The organism is Pseudonocardia cypriaca, from assembly GCF_006717045.1.
In the GTDB taxonomy this organism is placed as follows: domain Bacteria; phylum Actinomycetota; class Actinomycetes; order Mycobacteriales; family Pseudonocardiaceae; genus Pseudonocardia; species Pseudonocardia cypriaca.
Map to the genome: position 1 here is coordinate 803,331 of NZ_VFPH01000002.1, position 18,761 is coordinate 822,091.

General features: G+C 73.6%; 19 protein-coding genes. 11 read left to right on the plus strand and 8 right to left on the minus strand.

All coding sequences use genetic code 11. From position 1 onward, the window contains the following. Positions 1-30: 30 nt before the first annotated feature. Positions 31-945 (minus strand): site-specific tyrosine recombinase XerD, encoded by a 915-nt coding sequence (gene xerD, locus FB388_RS21335; RefSeq protein ID WP_246122259.1) that lies wholly within the window; start codon positions 943-945, stop codon positions 31-33. A 115-nt stretch (positions 946-1,060) separates the two neighbouring features. Next, the gene (locus FB388_RS21340; protein WP_142106172.1) at positions 1,061-2,056 is read right to left on the minus strand and encodes an LLM class F420-dependent oxidoreductase; all 996 of its coding nucleotides are present in this window, start codon (positions 2,054-2,056) and stop codon (positions 1,061-1,063) included. Positions 2,057-2,206: 150 nt separating this feature from the next. On the opposite strand from FB388_RS21340, the gene FB388_RS21345 reads away from it, so the two are divergent. Genes FB388_RS21345 through FB388_RS21385 form a run of 9 tightly spaced genes read left to right on the plus strand, consistent with a single transcriptional unit; the run spans position 2,207 to position 11,335 of the window. After that, on the plus strand, positions 2,207-3,544 hold the full coding sequence (locus FB388_RS21345; RefSeq protein ID WP_142103998.1) for a purine-cytosine permease family protein: 1,338 nt from the start codon (positions 2,207-2,209) through the stop codon (positions 3,542-3,544). Further along, positions 3,545-5,116, plus strand: coding sequence for a hydantoinase/oxoprolinase N-terminal domain-containing protein (locus tag FB388_RS21350; protein ID WP_142103999.1), 1,572 nt, complete (start codon positions 3,545-3,547; stop codon positions 5,114-5,116). Then, positions 5,113-6,240 (plus strand): S-methyl thiohydantoin desulfurase family protein, encoded by a 1,128-nt coding sequence (locus tag FB388_RS21355; protein WP_246122261.1) that lies wholly within the window; start codon positions 5,113-5,115, stop codon positions 6,238-6,240. The genes FB388_RS21350 and FB388_RS21355 overlap by 4 nt, the downstream gene beginning before the upstream one ends. After that, positions 6,237-7,340 (plus strand): S-methyl thiohydantoin desulfurase family protein, encoded by a 1,104-nt coding sequence (locus FB388_RS21360; protein ID WP_142104000.1) that lies wholly within the window; start codon positions 6,237-6,239, stop codon positions 7,338-7,340. Before FB388_RS21355 ends, FB388_RS21360 begins: the two co-directional genes overlap by 4 nt. A 17-nt stretch (positions 7,341-7,357) precedes the next feature. Next, positions 7,358-8,431: a DUF917 domain-containing protein gene (locus FB388_RS21365; protein WP_142104001.1), complete on the plus strand. Its 1,074-nt coding sequence runs from the start codon at positions 7,358-7,360 to the stop codon at positions 8,429-8,431. Then, positions 8,428-9,900, plus strand: coding sequence for a PucR family transcriptional regulator (locus FB388_RS21370; RefSeq protein ID WP_246122263.1), 1,473 nt, complete (start codon positions 8,428-8,430; stop codon positions 9,898-9,900). Before FB388_RS21365 ends, FB388_RS21370 begins: the two co-directional genes overlap by 4 nt. Positions 9,901-9,960: 60 nt before the next feature. Further along, positions 9,961-10,512 carry a TIGR03086 family metal-binding protein gene (locus tag FB388_RS21375; protein ID WP_142104002.1) on the plus strand — a complete coding sequence of 184 codons (552 nt, stop codon included), beginning with the start codon at positions 9,961-9,963 and terminating at the stop codon, positions 10,510-10,512. Then, positions 10,509-10,868, plus strand: coding sequence for an ArsR/SmtB family transcription factor (locus FB388_RS21380; RefSeq protein ID WP_211362153.1), 360 nt, complete (start codon positions 10,509-10,511; stop codon positions 10,866-10,868). The genes FB388_RS21375 and FB388_RS21380 overlap by 4 nt, the downstream gene beginning before the upstream one ends. Beyond that, on the plus strand, positions 10,865-11,335 hold the full coding sequence (locus tag FB388_RS21385; protein WP_142104003.1) for an SRPBCC family protein: 471 nt from the start codon (positions 10,865-10,867) through the stop codon (positions 11,333-11,335). Before FB388_RS21380 ends, FB388_RS21385 begins: the two co-directional genes overlap by 4 nt. 7 nt (positions 11,336-11,342) lie before the next feature. On the opposite strand, the gene FB388_RS21390 is transcribed toward FB388_RS21385, so the two are convergent. Further along, positions 11,343-12,566 (minus strand): RNA polymerase sigma factor, encoded by a 1,224-nt coding sequence (locus tag FB388_RS21390; RefSeq protein WP_142104004.1) that lies wholly within the window; start codon positions 12,564-12,566, stop codon positions 11,343-11,345. Continuing rightward, the gene (locus tag FB388_RS21395; protein ID WP_142104005.1) at positions 12,550-12,921 is read right to left on the minus strand and encodes a YciI family protein; all 372 of its coding nucleotides are present in this window, start codon (positions 12,919-12,921) and stop codon (positions 12,550-12,552) included. The genes FB388_RS21390 and FB388_RS21395 overlap by 17 nt, the downstream gene beginning before the upstream one ends. A 152-nt stretch (positions 12,922-13,073) precedes the next feature. On the opposite strand from FB388_RS21395, the gene FB388_RS21400 reads away from it, so the two are divergent. Further along, complete coding sequence (locus tag FB388_RS21400; RefSeq protein ID WP_142104006.1) at positions 13,074-13,568, plus strand: DUF1707 domain-containing protein; 495 nt, start codon at positions 13,074-13,076, stop codon at positions 13,566-13,568. Positions 13,569-13,586: 18 nt separating this feature from the next. Beyond that, the gene (locus FB388_RS21405) at positions 13,587-14,150 is read left to right on the plus strand and encodes a peroxiredoxin (RefSeq protein WP_142104007.1); all 564 of its coding nucleotides are present in this window, start codon (positions 13,587-13,589) and stop codon (positions 14,148-14,150) included. On the opposite strand, the gene FB388_RS21410 is transcribed toward FB388_RS21405, so the two are convergent. From FB388_RS21410 to steA, 4 genes are all read right to left on the minus strand, one after another. Then, the gene (locus tag FB388_RS21410) at positions 14,138-14,776 is read right to left on the minus strand and encodes an NUDIX domain-containing protein (protein WP_142104008.1); all 639 of its coding nucleotides are present in this window, start codon (positions 14,774-14,776) and stop codon (positions 14,138-14,140) included. The genes FB388_RS21405 and FB388_RS21410 overlap by 13 nt on opposite strands. Further along, positions 14,773-16,500: a CTP synthase gene (locus tag FB388_RS21415; protein ID WP_142104009.1), complete on the minus strand. Its 1,728-nt coding sequence runs from the start codon at positions 16,498-16,500 to the stop codon at positions 14,773-14,775. Before FB388_RS21415 ends, FB388_RS21410 begins: the two co-directional genes overlap by 4 nt. A gap of 70 nt (positions 16,501-16,570) precedes the next feature. Then, on the minus strand, positions 16,571-17,506 hold the full coding sequence (locus FB388_RS21420; protein ID WP_142104010.1) for a copper transporter: 936 nt from the start codon (positions 17,504-17,506) through the stop codon (positions 16,571-16,573). Continuing rightward, the gene (gene steA, locus FB388_RS21425) at positions 17,503-18,699 is read right to left on the minus strand and encodes a putative cytokinetic ring protein SteA (protein ID WP_142104011.1); all 1,197 of its coding nucleotides are present in this window, start codon (positions 18,697-18,699) and stop codon (positions 17,503-17,505) included. Before steA ends, FB388_RS21420 begins: the two co-directional genes overlap by 4 nt. Positions 18,700-18,761 lie beyond the last annotated feature (62 nt).

Below are 18,761 nucleotides of genomic sequence, written 5' to 3' on the forward strand. Positions count from 1 at the left end.
TCGCGGTTCGAGTGCGCGCGAGTTGCGGTCTCAGCGCAGGGCGCGGGGGTGGGAGGTGGCGTAGACCTCGCGCAGCGTGTCCACCGTTACGTGGGTGTAGACCTGCGTCGTGGTCACCGAGGCGTGGCCGAGCAGCTCCTGCACGACCCGGACGTCCGCCCCGCCGGCGAGCAGGTGGGTCGCGAAGCAGTGCCGCAGCGTGTGCGGCGAGACCTCGGCGGTGAGCCCGGACACCTCGGCCGCCCCGCGCAGGACGTGCCACGCGCTCTGCCGCGACAGGCGCCCCCCGCGCGCGTTCAGCAGCAGTGCCGGGCTCCCCCGCCCGCGGGTCGCGAGCGCGGGCCGGGCCCGCACCAGGTATGCGTCGACGGCCGCGAGCGCAGGCCGCCCGACCGGCACCAGGCGCTGCTTGCCGCCCTTCCCGCGCAGCAGCACGGTGCGGGCGCCGGTGTCGAGGTCGTCGAGGTCGAGGCCGACGGCCTCCGAGATCCGGGCGCCGGTCGAGTACAGCACCTCAAGGAGGGCGCGGTCGCGCAGCGCGACGGGGCCGTCGCCGATGCAGCCGGCCAGCAGCTGCTCGACCTGGTCGACCGACAACGCCCGCGGCAACCGCGCCGGCAGCGCGGGAGGCGCGACGTCACGGGCGACGTCGACGGGCACGAGGTCGTCCCGTACGGCGAACCGGTGCAGCCCGCGCACCGCGGCGAGCGCCCGGGCCGCCGAGGACGCGGCGAGGTTCAGCGGTGGGCTGCGCAGCGCCGGGACGAACGCCGCGACGTCGGCCTCGTGCACCGCAGCGAGGTCGTCGATGTCGCGGGCGCGCAGGTGGTCGAGGTAGCGGGTGAGGTCGGCGCGGTACGCGGCGAGCGTGTTGGCCGCGCTCCCCCGCTCCACGGCGAGGTGGTGCAGGAAGGCCTCGACGACGTCCCCCGGCCGCGCACCCACGAACCGATCCTCCCGGACCATGCACCCGAGCGGGTGGCGGCGCGCCGGTCCCGAACGTCAGCAAAGCCACTTTCATGTCACGTGACGTCATGAAAGTGGCTTTGCTGACATCGGGTCAGCGCAGCGCCGGGATCACCTCACGCTCGAACAGCTCGATCCCCGACTGGTCGTACGCCGACTCGTGGAAGTTGAAGATGCCGTAGGTCAGGCCCAGCTCCCGGAACTTCCCGAGCCTCTCCACGATCTGGGCTGGGGTGCCGACGGTGGGGCTCTCCCCGTTCAGCGTCCACTGCGCGATGGAGTTCTCCGCCTTCTCGGCCCCGACGTAGGGCTCCAGGCGGGCCTTGGCCTCCTCGATCCGCTTCTGCACGTCCGCCTCGGTCTCGCCGATGAGGACGTTGAAGTTGGCGGACCGGACGATCTTGTCGTAGTCGGTGCCGACGGTGTCGCAGTGTCCCTTGAGGATCTCCGACTTGCGGGTGAAGACGTCGGCCGTGCCGATGAAGTTGGTGTACTGCGCGTACTTCGCCGCGATCTTGAGGGTGACCTGCTCGCCGCCGCCCGCGATCCACAGCGGGATGCCGCCCTCCTGCAGCGGCAGCGGACGCACGATCGCGCCGTCCACCTGGTAGTGCTTGCCGTCGAGGGACGCCTTGCCCTCGGTCCAGGCCTGCCGCATGATCTGCACGCCCTCGTCGAGCATCCGCAGCCGCTCCCGGGCGACCGGGAAGCCGTAGCCGTACGCGCGCCACTCGTGCTCGTACCACCCGGCGCCGATGCCCATCTCGATGCGGCCGCCCGAGACGTGGTCGCAGGTGGCGGCGACCTTCGCGAGGTAGACGGGGTTTCGGTAGCTCATGCACGTGCACATCTGGCCGAGCCGGACGCGCTCGGTGACGGCGCCGAGGGCCGACATGAGCGTCCAGGCCTCGTGCGTGGCCTCGTCGGTGGGGGCGGGGACGGTGTGGAAGTGGTCGTAGACCCAGATCGACTCCCAGGGCCCGACGTCGGCCCGCTGGGCGAGGGCCTTCATCGTGGGCCATTGGTCCTTGGCGTCGATGCCGACGAGGTCGAGGCGCCAGCCCTGGGGAACGAAGATTCCGAAGCGCATTCCGGTCACGGACCCTCAGCGTAGACCACTTGTCTGACGAGTGCGCAGCTGTGCACAGTGCACTGTCGCCCCGATCCGACCGAGCACTCTGCCTCGTGACCACCCTCTGACCAGCGCCTACGGTTCCGCAAACGGCCCGAGGAGGTCATCGTGGCAGCACATGTGGGTGTCGACGACTACGCGCTCACCCGCGTCCCGGCCGCAGCACGCCATTCCTGGTGGACCGTCGCGGTGCAACGGTTCGGGCAGGTCTCGGCGCTGAGCCAGTTCCTGCTGGGCTCCACGCTCGGGTTCGGGATGGGCTTCTGGGACGCGTTCCTCGCGTTCACGTTCGGCGCGGTGATCCTCGAGCTGGTCTCGATCGGGGTCGGGATCATCGGCAGCCGCGAGGGCCTGCAGACCTCGTTGCTCACCCGCTGGACCGGGTTCGGCCACGGCGGCAGCGCCGTGGTCGGGGTCGCGATCGGGATCTCGCTGATCGGGTGGTTCGGCATCCAGTCCGGTGTCTCGGCGCAAGGACTGGTCAGCCTGATCGGCGTGCTGCCGTTCTGGGCGTGGTCGCTGCTCTTCGGGCTGGCGGTCACGTTCATCGTGCTCTGGGGCTTCGCCTCGATGAAATGGGTGGCCTACCTGACGGTGCCGTCGTTCCTCGTGCTGGTCGCGTGGTCGATCGGCAGCGAGCTCTTCGACCACGACTTCGGCACGCTCGTCGCCTCCGCACCACCCGGGCCGAGCCTCTCCCTGCTGGAAGGCACCACGCTCGTCGCGGGCGGCTTCATCGTCGGCGCCGTGATCACCCCCGACCTGACGCGGTTCAACCGCAGCGCGGCCGACGTCGTCAAGCAGACGGTCGTCGGGTTCACCGTGGGTGAGTACCTCATCGGGATGTCGGGCGTGCTGCTGGCCCACGCCATCCGCTCCGACGACATCATCGCGATCGTGACGTCCTCGGTCGGCTGGGTCGGCACGCTCGTGATCATCCTGGGGACGCTGAAGATCAACGACTGGAACCTCTACAGCTCCGGGCTCGGCGTCGTGAACTTCGTCGGCACGGTGTTCGGCAAGCACGTCAACCGCGCGATGGTGACCCTGGTCCTCGGCGTGGTCGGCAGCGTGCTGGCCGCCGGCGGGATCCTCGACAGCTTCATCGGCTTCCTCACCGTGCTCGGCGTGGCCTTCCCGCCGATCGCCGGGATCATGGTGGCCGAGTACTTCGTGGTGAAGCAGTGGCGGCCGGAGCTGGAGCGCTCCCGCGCCGCGGGCACCGTGCCCGAGACGGCCCCGACCTGGGTCCCCGCCACACTCGTCATCTGGCTCGGCGCCGCGCTGATCGGCCACTTCGTCAGCTGGGGCCTGCCCAGCATCAACTCGCTCGCCGCCGCGTTCGTGCTCTACGTCGTGGCGGGCAAGCTCGGCCTGGTCCGCGGTGTCGGGGTCAGCCGCACGATCGACAGCTTCCAGCCCGTGGACCAGAAAGAGAGCGTCTGAATGCGGATCGGGATCGACGTCGGGGGCACCAACACCGACGCGGTGCTCATGGACGGCGACCGGGTGCTCGCCGCGGTCAAGGCGGCCACCACGCCCGACGTCACCTCCGGCATCGTCACCGCGCTGGACGGGCTGCAGGCCGGGCACCCGTTCCCGCCGGCCGACGTGCAGGCGGTGATGATCGGCACCACGCACTTCATCAACGCGCTGGTGCAAGCGCGTGATCTCGCCCCGACGGCGGCCCTGCGCCTCGGCCTGCCGGCCACGGCGTCGCTGCCGCCGATGGTCGACTGGCCGGGTCGCCTCGTGGAGGCGATCGCCGGACGCGCCTACCTCGCGCACGGCGGCCACGAGTTCGACGGCCGCCCGATCTCCGCCCTCGACGAGGACGAGCTGCGCCGCCACGCCGCCGACATGGCCGCGAACGGCGTCCGCTCGGTGGCGATCTCGTCGGTGTTCTCCCCCGTCAACACCGAGTTCGAGGTGCGAGCCGCCGAGCTGGTCGCCGAGGTCATCGGCCCGGACGTCCCGGTCTCCCTCTCGCACGAGATCGGCCGGGTCGGCCTGCTCGAACGCGAGAACGCCACGATCATCAACGCGGCACTGCGCGAGCTGGCCGCCGGCATCGTCGACGGGCTCGCCGCCTCCATCGCCGGTCACGGCATCACCGCGCCGCTCTACCTCAGCCAGAACGACGGCACGCTGATGGACGTCGAGTTCGCCCGCCGGTACCCGGTGGCGACGTTCGCGTCCGGCCCGACCAACTCGATGCGCGGCGCCGCGGTGCTGTCCGGGCTCGGCACCTGCGCCGTCGTGGACGTCGGCGGCACCACCACCGACGTCGGCGTGCTCACCGGCGGCTTCCCGCGCGAGGCCACGGTCGAGGTCAGCGTGGCCGGCATCCGCACCAACTTCCGCATGCCCGACGTGCTGTCCGTCGGTCTCGGCGGCGGCAGCCTGGTCCGGGGTACCGGCACCGACACGACCGTCGGGCCCGACTCGGTCGGCTACCGCCTCACCGAACAGGCATTGGTGTTCGGGGGCAACGTCCTGACCGCCACCGACGTCGCCGTCGCGACGGGGCGGGTTGAGATCGGCGACCGCTCCCTGGTCGCCGGTCTCGACCCGGCCGACGTCGCGGCGGCCCTCGAACGGATCGCCACGGACGTCGCCGACGTCGTGGACCGGATGCGGATCTCCGCCGACCCGCTGCCGGTCGTGGCCGTCGGCGGCGGCTCGGTGCTGCTGCCGGAGTCCTTCCCCGGCCTCGGCGCGGTGCACCGGCCGGAGCACTTCGCCGTGGCCAACGCCATCGGCGCGGCGATCGCGCAGGTGGGCGGGGAGGTCGACCGGGTGTTCGCGATCGCCCCCGGCAGGCGCGACGCCGCGGTCGACGAGGCCCGCCAGGAGGCCGTGGACCGCGCGGTGGTGGCCGGCGCCGACCCCGCCACCGTCGAGATCGTCGACTTCGACGAGGTGCCGATCCCCTACCTGCCCGGCAACGCCACCCGCATCCGCTGCAAGGCCGTCGGGGACCTGCGGATCGAGCAGGCGGCGGGACGGCGCGCGTGACCGGGGTGATCACCGATCGGCTCACCACGATCGGCGCGGACGACCTCGAGGCACTGGCCCGCGGCGCCGCCGTCCTCGGCACCGGAGGCGGTGGCGACCCCTACATCGGGCGGCTGCTCGCGGCGCAGGCGCTGCGCGAGCACGGGCCCGTCCGGCTCGTCGACCCCGCCGACCTGCCCGACGGCGCCGTCGTCTTCCCGGTCGCGATGATGGGCGCGCCCACCGTGATGGTCGAGAAGACCCCGTCGACGGAACGGATCGGGGCCGCGGTCGCCGCGCTGGCGGAGTTCCTCGGCGTCACCCCGACGCACATCGCCTGCATCGAGGCCGGCGGCGTCAACTCCACGTTCCCGCTGGTTGCGGCCGCGCAGCTGGGTCTACCGGTCGTCGACGGCGACGGGATGGGCCGCGCGTTCCCCGAGCTACAGATGGTGCTGCCGACACTGTCGGGCATCCCCTGCACCCCCATGTCGATCGCCGACGAGAAGGGCAACATCGGCGTCCTGAACACGGTGGACAACCACGCGGCCGAGGCGCTCGCCCGCTCCCTGACGATCACGATGGGCTGCGCGGCGATCATCTCCAACTACGTGATGAGCGGCGCCCAGGCCCGCGACGCCCTCGTGCCCGGCACGCTGAGCCTCTGCACCCGGATCGGCCACCGGCTCGACCGGGTGCGCGCCGTGCACGGCGACGCCGTGGCCGCAGTGGCCGACGAGCTGGGCGGGCGGGTGCTGCACACCGGCAAGGTCAGCGACGTCGCCCGCCGGACCCTCACGGGCTTCGCCCGCGGCACGGCGATCATCTCCGGTGCCTCGCCGATGGCCGACCCTGCGAGCAGGTCGGCTGCGGGCGACCTCACTCTGGAGTTCCAGAACGAGCACCTGATGGCGGTGCGCGACGGTGTGGTCGAGGTGACCACGCCGGACCTGATCGTCGTGCTCGACACCGACACCGGCGAGCCCGTCACCACCGAGGCGCTGCGCTTCGGCCACCGCGTCACGGTGCTGGCCGCCCCGACCGACGAGCGCTGGCACTCCCCCGGCGGGATCGCCCTGGTCGGCCCGCGCTACTTCGGCTACGACACCGACCCCGTCCGCTTCGACGCCCGGGAGCGCCCATGACGTGGCAACTGAGGCCGGAGGACCTGCCCGACCTCGCCCGCGGCGCTGCGCTGCTGGGCACCGGTGGCGGCGGCGACCCGCACATCGGCCGGCTGATGGTCGAGGCCGCCATGCGCGAGTACGGCCCGGTGACCGTGCTCGACCCCGACGAGGTCGCGGACGACGCGTTCGTGGTTCCCACCGCGATGATGGGCGCACCGACCGTGATGGTGGAGAAGATCCCCCGCGGTGACGAGGCGGTCCGCGCGCTCCGCACCCTGGAGACGCACCTCGGCCGGCGGGCCGACGCCACGATGCCGATCGAGTGCGGCGGGATCAACTCGATGATCCCCCTGGTGGTCGCCGCCACCGCGGGCCTGCCCGTGGTGGACGCCGATGGGATGGGCCGGGCGTTCCCCGAGCTGCAGATGGAGACGTTCGGCGTGTACGGGGTGCCCGGGTCGCCGATGGTGGTCTCGGGCGACCACGGCGAGACCGTCACCATCGACACCGGCCCGGACAACGAGCGGATGGAGTGGCTCGCCCGTGGCGCGGCCATCCGGATGGGCGGTGCGGCGCTCATCGCGGAGTACGCGATGTCCGGAGCCGACGTCAAGCGCACCGCGATCCCCCGCACGCTCTCCCTCGGCCTCGCGGTCGGGAGGGCCCTGCGGGAGGCCCGCGAGCAGCTGCGGGATCCGATCTCGGCGCTCACCGAGGTGCTGGCCCCCACCCTGTACTCGCACCTGCGCGTGCTGTTCGCTGGCAAGGTCGCCGACGTCGAGCGGCGCACGGTCGACGGGTTCGCCCGCGGCAAGGCCAGGTTCGTCTCCTTCGACGGGACCTCGACCCTGCGCACCGAGTTCCAGAACGAGACGCTGGTCGCCGAGGTCGACGGCGTGGTGCGGTGCATCGTCCCGGACCTGATCTGCGTGCTGGAGGCCGAGTCGGGCGAGCCGATCACCACGGAGACGCTGCGGTACGGCCAGCGGGTCGTCGTGATCGGCATCTCGACGCCGGAGATCATGCGCACGCCGGAGGCCCTCGCCGTGTTCGGGCCGTCCTGCTTCGGGCTCACCGAGGAGTTCCGCCCCGTCGAGGACGCCGTTCCGGTTCCCTGATCTGCGACCATTCGCGGATGGCGGGTGTCCGGCTCGGAACCGCCGACGTCGACCCGCTCGTCGTCGGGCTTCAGCTGCTCGGCTCTGGCGGAGGTGGCGACCCGCTGCCGTTCCGCCACGGCCTGCGCCGCGCGCTCGCGGCGGGCGGTGTGGAGCTGCACGACCCGGCCGATCTCGGCGACGCTCCGGTCGTCGCGGTCGGGATGCTCGGCGCCACCAGGGTGTTGGCCGAGAAGCTGCCGAGCGGGCAGGAGATCACGCGGGCGGTGCGGGCCCTGTCCCGCTGGACCGGCGTCACGCCCGCCGCGCTGATGCCCTACGAGGCGGCCGGCCAGAACGGCGCGCTCGCCGTGGTGGCGGCGGGCGAGCTCGGGCTCCCGTTGGTCGACGCCGACCTCATGGGTCGCGCCCTCCCCCGCCTGGACCAGCTCACCCGCGCCGTCGCAGGCGGGGCGCTCACCCCGTACGCGCTGGCCGAGGCGAGCGGTCAGATCGTGCTCGTCGACGACGCCGACGCGGTCGCGCTGGAGCGGGTGGCCCGCACGGTGGTGGCCCAGGGCGGCGGGTGGGCCGGCGGGGCGCTGGCGCCGGTGCCTGCCCGGCTCCTCGTCACCGACGCCTGCGTCGGCACCCTCGCCAGGGCGCTCGGGTTGGGACGCGCGCACGCGGGGCTCGTCCGGCCCGGCCCGGCCGAGGTGGCCGCGGCGCTCGGCGGCCGGGTGCTCGCCGCAGGCCGCATCGTGGAGATCGCCCGGCATCCCTCCTCCTCCTTCGGCCGGGCCGGCGTCACGGTCGTCGACGACGGCGGCGGTGTGCTGCGCGTCGAGGCGGAGAACGAGTACCTGCTCGCGATCCTCGACGGCGAGCCGGTCGCGAGCTGCCCGGACCTGCTGTGCCTGCTCGACCGGCGCACCGCGGCCCCGATCCCGGTGGACGGGCTGCGCATGGGCGACGACGTCCTCGCCGTGGCGCTCCCGGGCCCGCCGTGGTGGCGCGCCACCCCGGAGCGGCTTCGGCACGTCGACCCGCGCGCGTTCGGGCTCGACTGCGACGCCGTACTGCTCCCCGAGCCGGTCCGGGGCGCGTCGTGACCGACGCTCCGCTCGTCCTGCAGGCGCTGCTGCGCCACCCCGACTGGGCCGCCGTCAGCGTGCTCGCCGTCCCCGGCGGCGGGCCGGACGGGGTGCCCGTCCGGGGCGTGCTCACCGTCGCCGACCTCCGGGCGGAGGTGGTCACGGCCCCCGACGCCCTGCTCGCCGTCGCGCTGTCCGGCGACCGCGAGGACTGGCACCTGGACGCGCTGCTGCGCCGGGCAGCCGCGGCGGAGGCGGCGGCGGTGTTGCTCCCCGGCGGGGAACCGCTGCGGGTGGCGAGCCGGCTGCTCGCCGAGCGGGTGGGGCTCACCGTGCTCGGGGCTCCGGACCCGCTCGCCGCCGCGATGGCCGCCGCGCGCCTGCTGCGCGAGTCCGACCAGGTGGTGGCCGCGCTCGTCGCGACCACGGCCGCGGTGTGCTCGGCCACCGGCGGCGGCGTCGACGAGCTGGTGGCCGCGCTGGCCGCGGCGTGGCGCCGCCCGGTGTGGCTGCTCGACGGCGCGGGCGACCGGCTGGCCGGCCCCGAACCGGGCCCCGCCGACCCGCGAGCCCTGCTCACCCGTCCCGTCGGCACGGGACGCAGGCCCACGGTGCTGGCGGCCGCCGTCCCGCCGGGGATCCCCGCGGAACTGGCTGCCGTGCGGGCCGCGCTGGGGGTGGCGACCGGGGCGGTCGGGCAGCGCCTGGCCGAGAACCGGCTCGCCGTCGAGCGGGACGCCCGGCTACGGATGTCGCTGCTGGCCGAGCTCGTGCAGGCCGAGCCGGACCCGGGCACGCGCCGTCGTGCTCTCGACGCCGGCTGGCAGCTGGACGGCTGGCACGTCGGGATCCGCATCGACGTCCCGGACACCGTCGACCCGCTGGCCATGCGTCCCGAGGTGCTGCGCGCGTTCGGGACGGCGCACCTGCACGCGCTGGTCGTCGAGCAGGGTCGCGGGTGGAGCGCCTGGACGACGTTCGCCGAGGAGCCGTCGGCCACCGAGCTGCACCGCCACGCCGCCGCGGCCCGCCGCGCGCAGTGGCTCCTGCGATCCACCCTGCCCAGCGCCATGGGCGTCGGCCGGCTGTACCGCGACGCCACCGGCCTGGCCCGCACCCTCGGCGAGGCAGGCGACGCCGCCCGCCTGGCGGCCACCCGCTCCGCGAGCGGCTACTTCGTGCACGTCGACCGGCTCGGGCTCGGCCAGCTCCTGCTCGCCTGGACCCGCACCGACACGTTCCTCCCCGCCGCGCGCTCCCTGCTCGAACCGCTGCGGGACCAGCCCGGCGACCTGCTCGCGACCCTCACCGCCTACCTCGACGCCGAGTCCTCGCTCACCGAGACCGCCGCGGTGCTGGGGGTCCACCGCAACACCGTCGCCACCCGCATGGCCAAGGCGCAGGAGCTGCTCGGCGTGGAGCTCACCGACCCCGACGAGCGGCTCGCCCTGCACCTGGCCTGTCGCAGCGTGCTGTTCCACAGCTAGCGGCTTGACGGGTAGATTCAGCAGTGCCTTAATTAAGGCCCACTGCAATCAGGAGGGCCGATGAACGACACCGACCCGGTGAGGCTGTTCCAGCGGGCGACGGCCCGGGCGTCCACGATCATGGACGCGGTCGCCCCGGAGCAGCGGACGGGAGCGACACCGTGTTCGGAGTGGTCCGTGCAGCAGCTCATCGACCACATGACGGGGTCCACCGACTACCTGCTCGCGGCCGTTGCCGGAGAGCCGCCGTCCGTCCGCCGGGGAGCGACCCCGGACGACTACCGGGCCGGTGTGGCGGCGGCGCTCGAGGCGCTCGCCCGCCCCGGCGTCCTGGACCGGCGGTGCGCGTCACCGCTGGGCTTCGAGTGGTCGGTCGCCGAGGCGACGGCAGGCACGTTCATGGACAACCTCGTGCACACCTGGGACCTCGCCGTCGCAACCGGGCAGGACCCGACGCTGGACGTCGACCTCGTCGAGGCGTGCGTCGCGATGTTCCTCCCGGACATGCCCGAACGCGGCCGGGCGGGCGGGATCGTCGGGCCGGCCGTCGCCGTCCCGGTCGACGCCTCGCCGCAGGACCGGCTGCTCGGGGCGATGGGCCGCAGACCGTGACCCCCGCCGCCGGCCCGTCGGACGATCCGTCGGACGAGGCGATCCGCGCCATCGCGCACCCGAGCCGGCGGACGATGCTGCGCCTGGTGTGGGACCGCGAGCGGCCCGCATCGGAGCTGGCGGACGCGGCGGGCCTGTCCCGGCCGGCCGCGAGCCAGCACCTCAAGCAGCTGCGGGAGGCGGGGCTCGTCACCGTGCGGGTGGATGCGAACCGGCGGCTGTACCGCGCCGATCTGGGGCGGATCGCCCAGGTCGCGTCGTTCCTCGACGACTTCTGGTCCGAGCCGCTGCGCCGCCTGACCGCCGCGGCCGAGGCGAAGGCGGGGAACCCGGACGCCGGCGGGCAGGCGCCGTGAAGCTCGTCGCGCAGGAGCTGGTGATCGCCGCGCCGGCGGACGTCGTCTACGAGCTGCTCACCGACCCGGCGGAGTTCGTGAGGTGGATGGCGGAGGAGGCCGTCCTGGACGCCCGCCCGGGTGGCGCCATCAGGTGGACCCACGCCAACGGCGACACCTGTTCCGGGACCTACGTCGAGCTCGTCCCCGGGCGGAGGGTGGTCTTCACCTACGGCTGGGAACGCCCGGAGGTCGAGATCCCACCCGGCTCGACCACGGTCGAGATCGACCTGACGCCCACGGTCGACGGCGGCACGCTGCTGAAGCTCGTGCACCGCGGCCTGGCAGCACCGGCCGCGGACGCGCACGACGGCGGTTGGCACCACTACCTCGGCCGACTGGGCAGGCTGGCAGCCGGAGACCCGCCGGGCCGGGACGCGTTCGCGTCCCGCCGGGTCCCGACACCGGCCGAGTTGGCGCAGCCGTGATCCCCGCTCAGCGTCTGCCTCTGCCGCCGAGCCTGAGGAAGTCGCGTTCGGCGTCGGTCGGTGCCATGGTGGCCGCGCGTTCGTAGGCGTCCGCGGCCTCGCTGTCGCGGCCCAGCCTGCGCAGCAGGTCCGCCCGGGTGGCGTGGAAGGCGTAGTAGTGGCCGAGGTCGAGCTCGTCGACCAGGGTGAGCGCGGCGGCGGAGCCGTGCACCTCGCCGACGGCGATGGCCCGGTTGAGGGCCACGACGGGGGTGGGTGCCATGGCGAGCAGCTGGTCGTACAGGGCGAGGATCTGCGGCCAGTCGGTCTGCTCGGCGGTGGCCGCGTCGGTGTGCACGGCGTTGATCGCCGCCTGGATCTGATAGGGGCCGGGACGGTCCCGGCGCAGGCATCCGCGCACGATTGCCTGCCCCTCCTCGATCAATGCGCGATCCCACCGGGAACGGTCCTGCTCGCCGAGCACCGCGAGGGAGCCGTCGGGGAGCGTGCGCGCGGCGCGCCGGGACTCGATCAACAGGACGAGCGCGAGCAGGCCGGCCACCTCGGGCTCGTCGGGCATGAGACCGCTCAGGATCCGCGCGAGCCGGATCGCCTCCGCACACAGCTCCGGGCCGGCGAGCCCGGCGTTGTGGACCCCGGCGTTGTAGACGAGGTAGACGACGGCCAGGACGGATCGCAGCCGGTCCGGCAGCTCCTCGTCCTCCGGCACGCGGTAGGGGATGCGGGCGGCCTTGATCTTGCGTTTGGCCCGGACGAGCCGTTGCGCCATCGCCGGCTCCGCCATCAGGAAGGCCCTGGCGACCTCCGCGGTCGACAACCCGCCGAGCAGCCGGAGCGTGAGCGCGACCCGTGCTTCGGCCGACAAGGCCGGGTGGCAGCAGGTGAAGATGAGGCGCAACCGCTCGTCGGGCACGGCTCCTCCCCCCTCCGGACCATCCGGTTCGGCGAGTGCCGCCACCTCACCGAGCAGGATCCGGCCCCGAGCGTCGCGGCGCAGCCGGTCGATGGCGCGTTTGCGGGCGGTCGTGGTGATCCACCCGCCGGGATTGGGCGGCACCCCGACGTCGGGCCATCTGCGCAGCGCGATGGCGAACGCCTCCTGCACCGCGTCCTCCGCGACATCGATGTCACCGCAGAACGCGATCAGGGCGGCGACCGATCGGCCGGACTCCTCGCGGAAGATCCGGCCGATCAGGGGCGCGTCGACCGCCCCGTCAGGCGCGTGGTTCATCCGCGAAGCCGGCCAGCGGACGGACCTCGATCGGCACCCCGATGGCCGCGGTGACCTTCGCCGCCCAGCCGAGTGCGGCGTCGAGGTCGGCGGCCTCGATCAGGTAGAAGCCGCCGAGGTGGTCCTTGGACTCGGCGAACGGACCGTCGGTGGTGAGGACCTCGTCGCCGGACATGCGCACGACCGTGGCGGTGCCCGCCTCGTGCAGGCGCGCGGAGAACACCCACGCGCCCTCCGCCGCCATCTCCCGCTCGATGACGCCGAGCTGCGCGTGGGACCGCTGCATCTCCTCCTCCGTCGGCGGCTCGCGCACCTCACCCTCTCGGCTGTGCACGGACAACATGTATCGCGCCATGCCGGTCCTCCTCCTGGTCGGCGGGCACATCCCGCATTCTCACCCCACTACGAACGGGGTGCGCCCGTATCGACACCGGACCGGGAGAATCTCGCTGCGGGCACACGCCGCGTTCCACGCAGACCCCGCCCGGGAGCGGTACCGTCGATGGCGTGAGCACGCCATCGGTGCGCATCGGCAACGTCGAGCGTGAGGCGGCGGTCCGCGAGCTGGGCGAGCACTACGCCGCAGGCCGGCTCGACGCCGCCGAGTACGAGGAGCGCACGAGCGCCGCCTACGCCGCCCGCACGGCCGAGGACCTCGCTCCGCTCTTCGTCGACCTCCCGCGGGACCAACCCACCGTCGCGATGGCGCCGCAGCCGACGGTGGCCGTCCCCGCACAGGCCGGCTACGACCTGGAGGCCCCGTACGGGCGGGATCCGGTCACGGGCCGCCCGTACTCCGACCGCCTCAAGGTGATCGCGGCCCTCCTGCAGCTGTTCCTGCCGTTCGGTACCGGGCGCTTCTACACCGGCCACACCGGGATCGCGGTCGCCCAGCTGGTGCTGGTCCTGTTCGGGGTCGGGGTGGTCTGGTCGTTCATCGACGGGATCGTGATGCTCGCCGGGGACCCCACCGACCCCGACGGGCGCCTCCTGCGTCCCTGACGACGGCATCCGACGACGATGACCGGATCCCAGCTGCCGCCCGACCTGCCCGTTCCGGAGGACGACGGCGCGGCCGCCCACCTGCCCGGCACGGCGGTGCCGCCCGTGGAGCTGCGGGCCACCGACGGTGCGACGGTCCGCCTCGACGCGCTCGGCCCGGACCGGACGGTGATCTACGCCTACCCGCTCACCGCGCGCCCGGGCACGGAGCCGCCCGACGGCTGGGACTCGATCCCCGGCGCGCGTGGCTGCACCCCGGAGGCCTGCGGCTTCCGGGACCACCACCAGGACCTGCGCGCCGCAGGTGCGGTCGACGTGTTCGGCCTGTCGAGCCAGGACGTCGACTACCAGCGCGAGGTCGTCGAGCGGCTCCACCTGCCGTTCCGGATGCTCTCCGACCCCACCCACAGCCTCGCCGGCGCCCTCGGGCTACCGACGTTCGACGCCGGCGGGCTCACGCTCTACAAGCGGCTGACCCTGATCATCCGCGACGGCGTGGTCGAGCACGCGTTCTACCCGGTCTTCCCGCCGGACCAGCACGCGCACCAGGTTCTGACCTGGCTGCGAGGTCAGCGCACCTGATCCGCCACCCGGTCCGCGAACCGCGTGGGCCGGTCCGGCCACGGCGCGTCGGCCGCGCGCGCGGCCGTCGGCGCGACCGCGAGGGCGTTGGCCGCCAGCACGCCCGCCACCGTGGTGCTGTTGACGATCGTGCCCGAGAGCACCATGCGCACCGCGACCGGCAGCGACACCCACCGCGTGGTGAGGTCGGCCTCCTCGTCGCCCTCGACCGCCGGGCGACCCACCTCGGTGAGCCCGCGGGCGAGGTAGACCCGCACCGCCTCCTCGGTGAAGCCCGGCGAGGGCGCGAGGTCGACGAGCGTGGACCACTCGCTCGCCGCGAGGCCGGTCTCCTCCGTCAGCTCGCGCTGCGCGGTGACCAGCGGGTCCTCGCCACGCACGTCGAGCAGCCCGGCCGGGAGCTCCCACAGCCGCCTGCGCAGGGCGTGCCGGTACTGGTGGATCATCATGAGCCGGTCGTCGGCGTCGAGGGCGGCGATCGCGACGGCTCCGGGGTGCTCGACGATCTCCCGCACGGCCAGCCCGCCACCGGGCATGACCACCTCGTCGGCCCGCAGGGCCATGACCTTGCCGACGTAGATGTCCTTGGACGCCTCGACCGTGAACTCGTGCCGGGGCGCCGTCACGATCCCGCCCCGTTCACGGCCGCCTTCACGCCGGCCGTCGCGGGCTCGCGGGGCGGCAGCTCCACCGGGAGCCGGTCAGCGGCCCGGTAGGCCAGCGCGGCCTTGACGAACGCGCTGAACAGCGGGTGCGGCCTGGTCGGGCGGCTCTTGAGCTCGGGGTGGGCCTGGGTGCCGACGAAGAACGGGTGCGTGTCGGCGGGCAGCTCGATGAACTCGACGAGCTTGCCGTCCGGCGAGGTGCCGCCGAACACCAGCCCGACCTCCTCCAGCCGGGTCCGGTAGGAGTTGTTCACCTCGTAGCGGTGCCGGTGCCGCTCGGACACCTCGCGGGCGCCGTATGCGGCGGCCACGACCGAACCCTTCTTCAGGACGGCCGGGTACGCGCCGAGCCGCATCGTGCCGCCCATGTCGCGCTCGCCCGCCACGACGTCTCGCTGGTCGGCCATCGTGGAGATCACCGGGTGCGGGGTGCGCTCGTCGAACTCCGACGAGTTGGCGTCGGCGAGGCCGGCGAGCGACCGCGCGGCCTCGATCACCATGCACTGCAGGCCGAGGCACAGCCCCAGGGTGGGGATGCCGCGGGTGCGGGCGTGGCGGATCGCGCCGAGCTTGCCCTCGATCCCGCGCACGCCGAAGCCGCCGGGGATCAGCACGCCGTCCATGCCGTCCAGGTGCGCCGCGGCCCCCGCAGGCGTGCGGCACTCGTCCGACTGCACCCAGACGATCTCCACGCGCCCCCGGTGGGCGAACCCGCCCGCGCGCAGCGCCTCGGTGACCGACAGGTAGGCGTCCGGCAGGTCGACGTACTTGCCGACCAGCGCGATCCGCACCGTCTCGTCCGGGTGGTGCACGCGGTCGAGCAGGTCGCCCCACACCGTCCAGTCGACGTCGCGGAACGGCAGCCCGAGGCGGCGCACGACGTACGCGTCGAGGCCCTCGCGGTGCAGCACGCGCGGGATGTCGTAGATCGACGGGGCGTCAGGGGCGGCGACGACGCCGTCGGTGTCGACGTCGCACATCAGGCTGATCTTGCGCTTCATGCCGTCCGGGATCTCCCGGTCGGCGCGCAGCACGAGCGCGTCGGGCTGGATGCCGATGTTGCGCAGCGCGGCGACGGAGTGCTGGGTGGGTTTCGTCTTCAGCTCGCCCGACGGCGCCAGGTAGGGCACCAGCGAGACGTGCAGGAAGAAGCAGTTGTCCCGGCCGACGTCGTGGCGGACCTGCCGCACCGCCTCCAGGAACGGCAGCGACTCGATGTCGCCCACCGTGCCGCCGACCTCGGTGATCACGATGTCGGGGACCTTGCCGTCCTCGTCCGGCTCCGCCATCGCGCGGATCCGGTCCTTGATCTCGTTGGTGATGTGCGGGATGACCTGGACGGTGTCGCCGAGGTACTCCCCGCGGCGTTCCTTGGCGATCACCGACGAGTACACCTGACCCGTGGTGACGTTCGCCCGGCCGTTGAGGTTCCGGTCGAGGAACCGCTCGTAGTGGCCGATGTCGAGGTCGGTCTCCGCCCCGTCCTCGGTGACGAACACCTCACCGTGCTGGAACGGGTTCATCGTGCCCGGATCCACGTTCAGGTACGGATCCAGCTTCTGCATGATGACCCGCAGGCCGCGGGCGGTGAGGAGCTGGCCGAGGCTCGAAGCCGTGAGGCCCTTGCCCAGCGAGGACGCTACCCCGCCGGTGACGAACAGATGACGCGTCGCGCGAGGCTGCACGGGTCTTCAGGGTACATACGAACCAGCCGGCTCGGCGAACTCCCCCGCGTGTCGCACGCCCGGCACCCGATCAGGCGGCGGGCGCCGCTCCCCCGGTGGCCGTGGCCGACGTTCCGTAGCTGCCCGCGCGCCCGTCGAGCTGCTCGCGCAGCGCGAGCACGGCCGAGACCTGCCCGGCCCCGGTCTGCACGTCGTCCACGGTGGAGATCCGCTCGACGATGCCCGGCTCCGCGCGCGCCACACCCACGGCACCGGTGGCGTCCGCCGAGCCGGTGCGGCCGGCCAGGACGGCGCCGCCGCCCGCCAGGTCGAGCTGGGCGGCCAGCCGCGCGGTGACGGCGGCGGCGTCGGCCGCGTCGACGCCCTGCAGCGCGCCACCGGTGAGCACGAGCACGACGTTCCCGGGCTGCGGCCGCTGGCCGGGCGCGACGAACCCGGCGGCCGCGAGCCCGGCCAGCACGGCGTCGGCCTGCTGGGCCGCGATGGGCTGCACACCCTGCTGGCCGGCCGGGGCGAGGACGATGCCGCCGAGCAGACCGCCGACGAGGCTGCCGGTGTCGGTGGCCGCCGGCAGCTGGGCGCCGGTGGGCAGGAGCTCCGCGGTCAGCGCGCGCAGCTGGTCGCCGCGCGCCGGGTCGCCGACGGCCGGGGTGAGCGCCACCTCGCCGCCCACGGCGGCCCCGGCCTGTTGCAGGAGCGCAAGCACGGCGTCCCGGTCGGCGGGGTCGGCGCCCGAGGTCACCAGCGTCACGGTGCTGCCGCGGAGCAGCCCGCGCACGGCGGCGGGGCCGACGCGCCGCGCGAACTCGTCGGACGCGCGCTGGCCGGCGGCGAGGCCGTCCCGCTCCGCACGCAGCGTCTGGACCTGGCCCGCGAGGTCGTCGGCCTGGTGGGAGACGGCCGACAGCAGCCGGTCCGACACCCCGGCCGACCCGAGCACGATGCCGACGGCCAGCGCCAGGAACACCGCGGCGATCGACACCAGGTGGTAGCGGAAAGAGATCACGAGAACAGTCCCCCGGTCACGTCCCTGATCTGCTGCACGAGGCCCACGAACACCTGGGAGATCCACGCCAGCACGGCCTCGCCCGCGTCCGACACGAGCAGCGCGGCCAGCACCGCGACCAGCGCCGACGCCGCCATCAGCAGGATCGCGCCGACCGAGATCCGGCTGCGGTAGAGCGAGGCGATGACCCGCCCGTCCACGAGCAGCCCGCCCAGCTGCAGCCGGGTGAGGAACGTCGAGGCGATGCTGCCCGAGCGCCCGCGGTCGAGGAACTCCGCCATGCTCGCCGAGAGCCCCACCGTGACCACGAGCGATGCGCCGCCATGCGCGGCGATCAGCAGGGCGAGGTCCTCCGGGTTGGCCGAGCTCGGGAACGTCACGGCGCCCACGCCGAGGTCCTGCACGCGGTGCAGTCCGGGCGCGTGCCCGTCGGCGAAGGCCGGGACCACCACGTCCGCGCCGCAGGTGAGGGCCTCGCTGGAGATCTCGCTCGGGTCACCGACGATGAGCTGCGGCCGGTGCCCGGCCTTGATCAGCGCGTCCGCGCCCGCCCCCACGCCGACCAGCACCGGCCGGTACTCGCGGATGAAGTGGGCGAGCTGCTTGAGCTCGGCCTCGTGGTCGTAGCCCGTCGCGACCACGAGCACCTGGCGGTCGGCCAGCCGGACCTCGACGTCGGGCACGCCTGCACCGTCGAGCAGCATCGAGCGTTCGCGGCGCATGAACTCGATGGTGTTGGCGGCGAACGCCTCGAGCTGGTGGGTGAGGCCGGACTTCGCCTCCACCATCGCGTCGGCCACGGAGTCGGCGTTCTGCTCGACGCCCCTCGCCAGCTCCAGCTCGCCGGCGTAGACCACGCCTTCGTGGATGCGGATCCGGCTCCCGTCCTTGATCACCCGCAGGGCCTCGGCGCCGACGTCGTCCACCAGCACGATGCCGGCGGCGACGAGCACCTCGGGCCCCAGGTTGGGGTACCGGCCGGAGATGGACGGCGCCGCGTTGACGACGGCCGCCACCTGCGCCGAGACGAGAGCCTCTGCGGTGGAACGGTCCAGGTCGACTTGGTCGATGACGGCGATCTCGCCCGCCTTCACGCGGCGGAGCAGGCCGTCGGTGCGCCGGTCGACCCGGGCGACGCCGAACAGCCCGGGCAGCGCCGTACGCGAGCGGTGCAACAGGCCGGACAGCTTCATACACGCACTGTGACACTCGACGCGCGAGTTGCTGGGAAGGCACGCCGGACGGTCACCGTGGG

Coding starts and splice junctions, on each gene's coding strand:
- FB388_RS21395 (WP_142104005.1), bottom strand. CDS start 12,921: ATGGCGCGATACATGTTGTCCGTGCACAGCCGAGAGGGTGAGGTGCGC.
- FB388_RS21360 (WP_142104000.1), top strand. CDS start 6,237: ATGACGTGGCAACTGAGGCCGGAGGACCTGCCCGACCTCGCCCGCGGC.
- FB388_RS21405 (WP_142104007.1), top strand. CDS start 13,587: ATGACCGGATCCCAGCTGCCGCCCGACCTGCCCGTTCCGGAGGACGAC.
- FB388_RS21365 (WP_142104001.1), top strand. CDS start 7,358: ATGGCGGGTGTCCGGCTCGGAACCGCCGACGTCGACCCGCTCGTCGTC.
- FB388_RS21390 (WP_142104004.1), bottom strand. CDS start 12,566: ATGAACCACGCGCCTGACGGGGCGGTCGACGCGCCCCTGATCGGCCGG.
- FB388_RS21350 (WP_142103999.1), top strand. CDS start 3,545: ATGCGGATCGGGATCGACGTCGGGGGCACCAACACCGACGCGGTGCTC.
- FB388_RS21340 (WP_142106172.1), bottom strand. CDS start 2,056: ATGCGCTTCGGAATCTTCGTTCCCCAGGGCTGGCGCCTCGACCTCGTC.
- FB388_RS21375 (WP_142104002.1), top strand. CDS start 9,961: ATGAACGACACCGACCCGGTGAGGCTGTTCCAGCGGGCGACGGCCCGG.
- steA (WP_142104011.1), bottom strand. CDS start 18,699: ATGAAGCTGTCCGGCCTGTTGCACCGCTCGCGTACGGCGCTGCCCGGG.